Below are 8,650 nucleotides of genomic sequence, written 5' to 3'. Positions count from 1 at the left end.
CCGTGGTCTGTTGGGTGCTCACACCGCCGACCTTAACGGCGCACCGCCCGCCCCGCCCGGCCGGACGCCGCGGGCCCCCGGCCCCCCCCCCCCCCCCCCCCCCCCCCCCGCCGCCCCCCCCCCCCCCCCCCCCCCGCCCCCCCCCCCCCCCCCCCCCCCGGGCCCTCGGCTTTTCCCCGCACTCCCGGGGGCGGTACGGTCACCGTCGTAGGAGCTGCACTGCGAGAAGAGGCATCGATGGCCATTGCCAAGGCCGAGCGGTTGATGAACCTGGCCTTGTGTCTGCTCGAAACCCGGCGCCCGCTCACCAAGCGGGAGTTGAGGTCGTCCATCGAGGCGTATCTGGAGGCCGACGCCACCGGCAGCGAAGAGGCCCTCAACCGGATGTTCGAGCGGGACAAGGACGACCTGCGCGAGCTGGGCCTGGTCATCGAGACGGTCGACGGCATCGACGGCGAGCTCGGTTACCTGGCCCGGCGCGACAGCAACCGGCTGCCCCCGATCACCCTCGACCCCGAGGAGGCCGCCGCGCTCGGCCTGGCCGCCAAGGTGTGGCAGCAGGCGCGGCTCGCCGGCGCGGCCAGCGGCGCGCTCCAGAAGCTGCGGGCCGCGGGCATGCCGCTGGCGGACGAGCCGTACGAGAACCAGCCGCAGAGCGCACTCGAACCGCACATTCCCGCGCACGAGGCGGCGTTCGAGCCGCTGATGCTCGCCTGCCGGGACCGCCGCCCCGTCGTCTTCGACTACCGCAAGTCCACCGCGGCCCGCCCCGAGCGGCGCACCGTCGAACCGTGGATCTTGGAGTGCTGGCGCGGCCACTGGTACCTGGCCGGCTGGGACCGCGACCGCGCCGCCGAACGCGTCTTCCGGCTCTCCCGCATCACCGGCCGGGTGCGCTCGCGGGCCGGCGCCTTCACCGCCAAGGTCCCCGACCACGTCACGGTCCGCGAGACCGTGGAGAGCTGGGCCGGCGAGACCGCCACCGGCACCGCCCGGATCAGGCTGCGGGCCGGCCACGGCTACCCGCTGCGCGCCAAGGCGATCAGCGTCCGGCCGGCTGTGGACCCGCCGGCCGGCCAGTCGGAGGCAGCGGCGGCCGACGGCTGGGACGAGTTGGAGATTCCGTACGGGCACGGCCTCGATGCCTGGCTGGTGGAGTTCGGGCCCGACGTGGTGGTCCTCGAACCGGCCGAATTGCGGGCGGACGTGGTGGAGCGGCTGCGCGCCGTGGCCAACGGCTGAGAGGGACGGAAGACCCATGGCTACCAACGCCATCGACCAGACCCGGCGGATGCTGTCCCTGGTCACCTATCTACGCGAACGCCCCGGCGCGCACGTGAGTGACGTCGCCCGCGCCTTCGGCATCAGCGAGGACGAGCTGATCGCCGACCTCAACGTGCTGCCCATGTGCGGCACCAGCTTCCGCGGCGGGGACCTGCTCGACATAGACACCGACGGTGACCGGATCTGGTGGCACAACCCGGGCAGCGCGGAGACCGAACCGCTGCGGCTGGCGGCCGACGAGGCCACGGCGCTGCTGGTGGCAGCCCGCGCGGTGGCCACCTTGCCGGGGCTGCGCGAGGGAGACCGGCAGGCGTTGGTACGGGCCACGGCCAAGCTGGAGGCGGCGGCCGGCGAGGCGGCCGGGGCCAGCTCCCGGCTCTCGGTCATCTTCGAGTCCGAGGGCGGGGTCTTCGCCGACGTGGACCGGGCCATCGCCGAACGGCGCCGGCTGTGGCTGCGCTACTACTCGCCCGCCCGCGACGAGCTGACCGAGCGCGAGGTCGACCCGATCCGGCTGTTCGTCGTCGGGCACACCTACGTCGAGGCGTGGTGCCGGCTCTCCGAGGCGCGGCGCACCTTCCGGCTCGACCGGGTGGCCGAGATCAAGCTGCTCGACGAGGTGTCCGACCCGCCGCCGATCGAACTGCGCGACCTGTCCGCGGGGTTGGTGCAGCCGGCGGCCGAGGACCCCGAGGTGGTCATCGAGGTGACGCCGGCCGGCCGCTGGGTCGCCGAGTACTACCCGCACGACGAGGCCGAGGAACTGGCCGACGGCGGCCTGCGGATCACGCTGCGCACCCCCGACCCGGGCTCGCTGCGCCGCCTTGCGCTGCGCCTCGGCAAGGACGGCCGGATCGTGGCCCCGCTGGAGCTGGCCGACAGCGCCCGGGACGCGGCGCGCAGCGCACTGGCCGGCTACGACGCGTGAGTGCGTTACGACAGGTGACCGCCGAACACCAGGTGGTTACGGCACGGGCCACCGCGGTACGGATGTGTGGGGCGTACGGGGCGAAGCGGAACGCGGCGGATGCACGGCGGCCCTGCCGCGTGATCGGATGGGCGCCGCCCGGGGTGGTGGCGCCCCGTGGGCCCGGGCGCGCGCGGGCGGTGGCGGCTGGTGGCCGGGTACGAGGCGGGCTGTGGGGCGGGCGCGTGGCGGGCGCGGGACCGGTGCGCGGGCGGTGCAGTGGACGTACGTCGAGTGGAGGGCACAGATGACGACGCGGACGACACGGCGAGCCACCCCGGTGGTCTTCAAGGCCGCCTGCCCGCAGTGCCGGAGCAGCTTCGAGCTTCCGGCGGACGCCCTGCGACTGGTGGTCGGCGGCACCAGCCGCACCACCTTCTACTCCTTCACCTGCCCGGACTGCGGCAGCGCGGTCCGCAAGCCGGCGGGCGAGCGGATCGTGGAGCTGCTGATCGGCGGCGGGGTCAGCACGCTGCGGCTGCACTCCACGCTCTGAACCCCGTGACCGGCCCGGCCGATGGGGCGGCCGGCGGCCCGGGCGGTTGCCGGGGTGCGGCTGGCAGTCGGGGCGCGGGCGGTCGCCAGCGTACGGGGGGTTGTCGGAGTACGGGTGGTTGCCGGGGTGCGGTCGGCGCCGGGTAGGTTGCCTCTCATGTTCTGGCCGATGTGTGCTCTCGCCCTTGCCTTTTCCGGGCTCGTCGTTCTCGCCTTCGCCGCGGCGCGGGTGTACGTGGAGGTCCGTCGGCTGGCACGGCAGGTGGGGGAGAGCTCGGAGCGCATCACGCGGGCCGCGCAAGACCTGGAACGAGCCACCGGACCACTGGCCGCACAGGTGGACGGATGGCGCCGGAGCTGAACGCCGTTGGCGTTTCCGCAGTTCAGGCGCTCTCCTCTGGGGAACAAGTGAGCGGTACGCTATGTGACGCGGCCCTGGAATCGAGGCCCGGGGACGCAATCGGGAGTACGCCCGGGGATTGCCACCCGTTTACCCCGTCGCGTTACGATCGCTGCCACAACGGCTGCCGGACTCCCGCGTCCGACCGGTCGGACAGCCACCCCCAGCCGCCTCGGTGAGAAGGTAAATCTTATGTTCGGTGGAAAGATCGGTGCTCCCGAGATCATCCTCATTCTTGTCGTCGTCATCCTGCTCTTTGGCGCGAAGAAGCTCCCGGACATGGCGCGTTCGCTCGGCAAGTCCGCGCGCATCCTGAAGAGCGAGGCGAAGGCGATGAAGTCGGAGGGCAAGCAGCCCGCCCCGGCCGAGCCCGCGCACCCCGAGGAGAACGCCGACCAGGCCGGCGGGCACCGCACCATCCAGGCGGCGCCGGGCGACGTGAGCAGCTCCCGCCCGGTGAACGAGCCGAGCGACCGTACGACACAGCGCTAAATCCAGGGCCGACTGGGGCGGTGGCCAAGGGCCGCCGCCTGCCGCACGAGATGAGGACGTGGGTTGCTCAAGCCTGCCCGCAAGAAGGAGAAGGACCCAGAGGGGCGGATGCCTCTCGCGGAGCACCTGCGTGAATTGCGCAACCGGCTCCTCAAGGCGGTCCTGGCGATCTGTCTGGTGACGGCCGTCGCGCTGTTCTACTACAAGGACATCGTCGACTTTTTGATGAAGCCGGTATTGGACTCGGTGGGTTGTGGCGGGCTTTCCGTCTCCGACCTGGAGAAGGCCAAGGACGGCGACCAGAAGTGCGCCTACTTCACCGTGAACGGCCTGCTGTCGCCGTTCACGATCATGTTGAAGGTCTCCTTCATGACCGGCCTGGTGCTCTCCACGCCGATCTGGCTCTACCAACTGTGGGCGTTCCTCGCGCCCGGCCTGCACAAGCAGGAGAAGAAGTACTCGATGGCCTTCGTGGCCGCCGGGGTACCGCTCTTCGTGGGCGGTGGCTTCTTCGCGTACGCGATCCTTCCCACCACCGCCGAGGTGCTGCTCGACTTCACCCCGGACGGTGCCGACAACCTGTTGCCGCTCGATGACTTCATCGACCTGCTGACCCGCATGGTGGTCGTCTTCGGCCTCGCCTTCGAGTTGCCGCTGGTGCTCGTGCTGCTCAACTTCGGCGGCGTGGTCACCGGACGCCGGATGCTGGGCTGGTGGCGGGGGATGATCATGGGCATCACCGTCTTCGGTGCCCTGGCCACCCCGAGCACCGACCCGGTGGGCATGTTCGCGCTGGCCGGCCCGGTCACGCTGCTCTACTTCCTGGCCGTCGGCATCTCGATCATCAACGACCGGCGCAAGGCGAAGCGGCGGGCCAACGATCCGGACTTCGGCATGGACGACGACGAGGCGTCCCAGGGCCACGTGCCCGAATCGCTCGACGACGCCGAGTCGATCTCGGCGGGCCGCGGGTCCGGCGAATCGGACGACGGCCAACAGGACCGGAATGCGGACCGGCGCAACGGCTACGACGACTTCACTTAACCCGGTAGATTCCGTGCGTGACCAGCGACATCACTCTCTTTGTCAATCCCACGGCGGGCCGCGGTCGCGGCGCACGGGCCGCCCAGCCGGCCGCACGGGTGCTCCGCGACGCGGGGTTCCGGGTGCGGACCGTGCTGGGCAGCGACGCCGCTGACGCGCTGCGTCGGGCCCGGGCGGCGGTCGCCGGTGGGACCGGGGCGCTGGTGGCCGTGGGGGGTGACGGCCTGGTCTCGCTCGCGCTCCAGGCCGTGGTCGGGACCGGCACCCCGCTCGGGGTGGTGGCGGTGGGCACCGGGAACGACTTCGCGCAGGCCGCCGGGTTGCCGGTGCGCGACCCCGGCGGCGCGGCCCGCCTGATCGCCGCCGCGCTCAAGTCCGACGGCGGCCGGCCGGTGGACGTCGGCGCTGCCGGCGGCAGCTACTTCGGCACCGTGCTCGCCTCCGGCTTCGACTCGCGCGTCAACGACCGGGGCAACCGGATGCGCTGGCCCTCCGGCCGGTTCCGCTACGACCTGGCGATGCTGGCCGAGCTGGCCGGACTGCACACCGTCCGGTACCGGATGCGTCTGGACGACGGGCCGGAGACCGAGGTGGAGGCGACGCTGATCGCGGTCGGCAACGGCTCCTCGTACGGCGGGGGGATGCGGATATGCGCCGGGGCCCGGCTGGACGACGGACTCTTCGACGTCACGGTCGTCGGCCCCTGCTCGCGGCGGACCCTGCTGCGCGTCTTCCCACGGGTCTACCGGGGCACCCACCTCAGCCATCCGGCGGTGACCACGCACCGGGTGGCCAAGATCTCCCTCGCGGCGCCCGGGCTCACCGGGTACGCGGACGGCGAGCAGCTGGGCCCGCTGCCCCTGACGGCCGAGACCGTGCCCGGGGCCGTGCGGCTGCTGGGCGGCTGATCCCCGGCCGGCCCGTGCCAGGTGGGGCGACACGGCACGGGCCGTCCCGAGCCAGGTGCTGGTAAAAGATCGAGTGCGTTGTCAGAGGTCGCCGGTAGGCTCGTACGTACGATGACCGACGAGCTCTCTCCCGCCGAGCGATACGCCCAGGCCCGCCTCCGGGCGGCCGACCAGGCCACGGCGCTCGCTCCGTTCCGCGAGATGTACGAATTCGACCTCGATCCGTTCCAGATCGAGGCCTGCAAGGCACTCGAATCCGGTAAGGGCGTGCTGGTCGCCGCCCCCACCGGCTCGGGCAAGACGATCGTGGGCGAGTTCGCCGTCCACCTGGCCCTGACCCGGGGCCGCAAGTGCTTCTACACCACCCCGATCAAGGCGCTGTCGAACCAGAAGTTCGGCGACCTCGTGGCGCGCTACGGCGCCGAGAAGGTCGGCCTGCTGACCGGCGACAACAGTGTGAACTCCGACGCGCCGGTGGTCGTGATGACCACCGAGGTGCTGCGGAACATGCTCTACGCGGGCTCCCGCTCGCTCGACGGCCTCGGCTATGTGGTCATGGACGAGGTGCACTACCTCTCCGACCGGTTCCGTGGCGCCGTCTGGGAAGAAGTCATCATCCACCTGCCGGAGTCCGTGACGCTGGTGTCACTGTCCGCGACGGTCTCCAACGCCGAAGAGTTCGGCGATTGGCTGGATACCGTCCGCGGCGACACTCAGGTGATCGTCTCCGAGCACCGGCCGGTGCCGCTGTGGCAGCACGTGCTGGCCGGCCGCCGGATATACGACCTCTTCGAGGAGAAGGACAGCCCCGAGGGCGCCCCCGGGGCCGGTCGCCGTGAGGTCAACCCGGATCTGGTGCGGCTGGCCCGGATGGAGAACAGCCGGCCAAGCTTCGGCCGCGACAAGCGGCGCGGCAAGGTCATGCGCGAGGCCGACCGGGAGCGCGAGCGCCGGCAGCGCAGCCGGATCTGGACGCCGAGCCGGGCCGAGGTGATCGACCGGCTGGACGCGGAGGGCCTGCTGCCCGCGATCACCTTCATCTTCAGCCGCGCGGGCTGCGAGGCCGCCGTCCAGCAGTGCCTGTTCGCCGGGCTCCGGCTCAACGACGAGGAGGCGCGGGCCCGGGTGCGGACCATCGTGGAGGAGCGCACGGCCTCCATCCCCGACGAAGACCTGCACGTCCTCGGCTACTTCGAGTGGCTTGAGGGCCTGGAGCGCGGGATCGCCGCGCACCACGCCGGCATGCTGCCGACCTTCAAGGAGGTCGTCGAGGAACTCTTCGTCAAGGGCCTGGTCAAGGCGGTCTTCGCGACCGAGACGCTGGCGCTCGGCATCAACATGCCGGCCCGCTCGGTGGTGTTGGAGAAGCTGGTCAAGTGGAACGGCGAGCAGCACGCCGACATCACCCCCGGCGAGTACACGCAGCTCACCGGGCGGGCCGGGCGGCGGGGCATCGACGTCGAGGGCCATGCGGTGGTGCTGTGGCAGCGCGCCATGGACCCGGTGGCGCTCGCCGGGCTCGCCGGCACCCGTACGTATCCGCTGCGCTCCTCCTTCCGCCCCTCGTACAACATGGCCGTCAATCTGGTCGCGCAGTTCGGGCGGCACCGCTCGCGCGAGCTGTTGGAGACCTCGTTCGCCCAGTTCCAGGCGGACAAGGCGGTCGTGGGCATCTCCCGGCAGGTGCAGCGCAACGAGGAGGGGCTCGCCGGCTACCGCGCCTCGATGACCTGTCACCTCGGCGACTTCGACGCGTACTCCCGGCTGCGTCGCGAGCTCAGCGACCGGGAGACGGAGCTGGCCAAGCAGGGGGCCGCGCAGCGGCGTGCCGCGGCGGCCACGGCGCTGGAGAAGCTGAAGACCGGTGATGTGATCCACGTGCCGGCGGGCAAGTACGCCGGGCTCGCGCTGGTGCTCGACCCGGGGCTGCCGGCCGGGCGGACCAACGGCCACCGCGGCTTCGAACACCACGACGGGCCGCGACCGTTGGTGCTCACGGCGGAGCGGCAGGTCAAGCGGCTGGCCGCGATGGACTTCCCGGTGCCGGTGGAGGCGCTGGACCGAATGCGCATCCCCAAGTCGTTCAACGCGCGCAGCCCGCAGTCCCGCCGCGATCTGGCCTCCGCGCTGCGCACCAGGGCGGGTCACCACGAGCCGCACCGGCGCCGCAAGGAGCGGGCGGCGGCGGCCGACGACACCGAGATCGCCCGGCTGCGCACGGAGATCAGGGCGCACCCCTGCCACGGCTGCGCGGAGCGCGAGGACCACGCCCGTTGGGCCGAGCGCTACCACCGGCTCCAGCGGGACACCCGGCAGCTCGAACGCCGCATCGAGGGTCGTACGAACACCATCGCGCGCACCTTCGACCGCATCTGCGCACTCCTGACCGAGCTGGGCTATTTGCAGGACGAGGAAGTGACCGACGACGGGCGGCGGCTCGCGCGGTTGTACGGCGAGCTCGACCTGTTGGCCAGCGAGTGCCTGCGGGACGGCGTCTGGGAGGGGCTCAAGCCGGCCGAGCTGGCGGCCTGTGCCTCGGCGTTGGTGTACGAGGCGCGGGCGGCGGACGACGTGGCGGCGCCCAAGGTGCCGACCGGGGCGTCGAAGCAGGCGCTGGCGGAGATGGTGCGGATCTGGGGCCGGCTGGACGCCCTGGAGGAGGACCACAAGATCAGCCAGGCGGAGGGCGTCGGCCAGCGCGAACCCGATCTGGGCTTCGCCTGGGCGGCCTACCGCTGGGCGTCCGGGCACGGCCTGGACGACGTGCTGCGCGAGGTGGAGATGCCGGCCGGCGACTTCGTGCGCTGGTGCAAGCAGCTCATCGACGTGCTGGGCCAGATAGCGGTGGCCGCACCCGCGGAGGGCACGGTCCCGCGCAACGCGCGCCGGGCCGTGGACGGGCTGCTGCGCGGGGTCGTGGCCTACTCGTCGGTGGGTTGACGTCCGGCAGGGCGTGGGGGGGGGGGGGGGGGGGGGGGGGGGGGCCCCCCCCCCCCCCCCCCCCCCCCCCCCCCCCCCCCCCCCCCCCCCGCACCCACCCCCCCCCCCCCCCACCCCAGC

General features: G+C 72.3%; 9 protein-coding genes. 8 read left to right on the top strand and 1 reads right to left on the bottom strand.

Annotated features, from left to right (window positions below; all coding sequences use genetic code 11):
• Positions 1-32: 32 nt before the first annotated feature.
• The gene (locus AAHZ94_RS22830; protein ID WP_349994851.1) at positions 33-182 is read right to left on the bottom strand and encodes a hypothetical protein; all 150 of its coding nucleotides are present in this window, start codon (positions 180-182) and stop codon (positions 33-35) included.
• Positions 183-237: 55 nt separating this feature from the next.
• Between AAHZ94_RS22830 and AAHZ94_RS22825 the strand changes: the two genes are divergently transcribed.
• The 8 genes from AAHZ94_RS22825 to AAHZ94_RS22790 all read left to right on the top strand — a co-directional run bounded on the left by AAHZ94_RS22825 (position 238) and on the right by AAHZ94_RS22790 (position 8,530).
• Positions 238-1,242, top strand: coding sequence for a helix-turn-helix transcriptional regulator (locus tag AAHZ94_RS22825; RefSeq protein ID WP_349994850.1), 1,005 nt, complete (start codon positions 238-240; stop codon positions 1,240-1,242).
• Between the two features lie 16 nt (positions 1,243-1,258).
• Entirely contained in the window at positions 1,259-2,212 is a 954-nt protein-coding gene (locus AAHZ94_RS22820) for a helix-turn-helix transcriptional regulator (protein ID WP_349994849.1), read from the top strand.
• A 286-nt stretch (positions 2,213-2,498) separates the two neighbouring features.
• Positions 2,499-2,747: a hypothetical protein gene (locus AAHZ94_RS22815; RefSeq protein ID WP_349994848.1), complete on the top strand. Its 249-nt coding sequence runs from the start codon at positions 2,499-2,501 to the stop codon at positions 2,745-2,747.
• 156 nt (positions 2,748-2,903) lie between these two features.
• Positions 2,904-3,107, top strand: a complete 204-nt coding sequence (locus AAHZ94_RS22810; protein WP_349994847.1) for a hypothetical protein — start codon at positions 2,904-2,906, stop codon at positions 3,105-3,107.
• Positions 3,108-3,338: 231 nt separating this feature from the next.
• On the top strand, positions 3,339-3,638 hold the full coding sequence (gene tatA, locus AAHZ94_RS22805) for a Sec-independent protein translocase subunit TatA (RefSeq protein ID WP_349994846.1): 300 nt from the start codon (positions 3,339-3,341) through the stop codon (positions 3,636-3,638).
• Between the two features lie 63 nt (positions 3,639-3,701).
• Positions 3,702-4,682, top strand: a complete 981-nt coding sequence (gene tatC, locus AAHZ94_RS22800) for a twin-arginine translocase subunit TatC (protein WP_349994845.1) — start codon at positions 3,702-3,704, stop codon at positions 4,680-4,682.
• A gap of 17 nt (positions 4,683-4,699) precedes the next feature.
• The gene (locus AAHZ94_RS22795) at positions 4,700-5,590 is read left to right on the top strand and encodes a diacylglycerol kinase (protein ID WP_349994844.1); all 891 of its coding nucleotides are present in this window, start codon (positions 4,700-4,702) and stop codon (positions 5,588-5,590) included.
• A 111-nt stretch (positions 5,591-5,701) separates the two neighbouring features.
• Positions 5,702-8,530 (top strand): DEAD/DEAH box helicase, encoded by a 2,829-nt coding sequence (locus AAHZ94_RS22790; RefSeq protein ID WP_349994843.1) that lies wholly within the window; start codon positions 5,702-5,704, stop codon positions 8,528-8,530.
• Positions 8,531-8,650 lie beyond the last annotated feature (120 nt).

Source organism: Streptomyces sp. HSW2009 (assembly GCF_040240285.1).
Taxonomy (GTDB): Bacteria; Actinomycetota; Actinomycetes; order Streptomycetales; family Streptomycetaceae; genus Streptomyces.
This window is presented reverse-complemented; position numbering and strand designations above follow the sequence as displayed.

What these genes read in the sequence shown, in the direction of transcription:
- AAHZ94_RS22825 (WP_349994850.1), top strand. Translation starts at nt 238, where the DNA reads ATGGCCATTGCCAAGGCCGAGCGGTTGATGAACCTGGCCTTGTGTCTG.
- AAHZ94_RS22820 (WP_349994849.1), top strand. Translation starts at nt 1,259, where the DNA reads ATGGCTACCAACGCCATCGACCAGACCCGGCGGATGCTGTCCCTGGTC.
- AAHZ94_RS22815 (WP_349994848.1), top strand. Translation starts at nt 2,499, where the DNA reads ATGACGACGCGGACGACACGGCGAGCCACCCCGGTGGTCTTCAAGGCC.
- AAHZ94_RS22810 (WP_349994847.1), top strand. Translation starts at nt 2,904, where the DNA reads ATGTTCTGGCCGATGTGTGCTCTCGCCCTTGCCTTTTCCGGGCTCGTC.
- tatA (WP_349994846.1), top strand. Translation starts at nt 3,339, where the DNA reads ATGTTCGGTGGAAAGATCGGTGCTCCCGAGATCATCCTCATTCTTGTC.
- AAHZ94_RS22790 (WP_349994843.1), top strand. Translation starts at nt 5,702, where the DNA reads ATGACCGACGAGCTCTCTCCCGCCGAGCGATACGCCCAGGCCCGCCTC.